This window comes from Vibrio sp. 1978, assembly GCF_033344345.1.
On record NZ_JAWPOP010000342.1, the window covers coordinates 1 to 782 of the forward strand.

Here is a 782-nt window from a genome sequence, read left to right on the forward strand (position 1 = left end):
GAAGTGGTGGATGGCAAACTGGTGTTCACACCGGCCGAAAACTTCAATGGTGACGCTGAAATTACCTACACCGTAACGGACGGTCAATTGACCGACGAAGCGAAAGTAACTGTTACAGTAAATCCAGTGAACGATGCGCCAACCATCAAGGTTGATGCAGTAGAAAGCATCACTGAAGATGCAGTGAGCACTGATACGGTAGTCGCAACCTTAACGGTTCGCGATACTGACACTTCTGAAGACCAATTAACCGTTTCTTTAGAAAACAACTCAAACGGTTACTTTGTGTTGGTTGGCGATGAAGTCAAGCTGACTCAAGCGGGCGTTGATGCAGTTAACAATGATGAACTTAACCTTAAAGACCTGACTATTAGCGCGTCAGTGTCGGATGGTATTAATCCAACGGCTAACGACAGTGACAGTTTGATTGTGAATCGTGTTAACGATGCACCGACTGTTGAAAATGCCATTGCAGACCAAGTGTTATCGGAAGATTTCGCGACCTACACGATCGACTTGAATGAAGTATTCAAAGATTCTGATTCCTCGCTAGAATTCTCAGTTTCTGGCAATAACAGCATCCAAATTTCTATTGTGAATGGTGTTGCTACCATCACTCCAACTGCGGATTGGAATGGCAAAGAGACAATTACGTTCACAGCTAAAGACCCAAGCGGCGAGAGCGTTAGCCAAACGGTGGACTTTACAGTAGCACCAGTAGTCGACATTGAGGCTGACAGCTCGAATGTAGTCGAAGACACACCAACCATCATTAACGTCTT

General features: G+C 45.1%; 1 protein-coding gene. It reads left to right on the forward strand.

Features of this window, described 5'->3' with window-relative positions; genetic code table 11:
- Positions 1–782, forward strand: a 782-nt coding sequence (locus R8N49_RS26510; RefSeq protein ID WP_318190367.1) for a cadherin-like domain-containing protein, incomplete at both ends; no start/stop codon positions are given.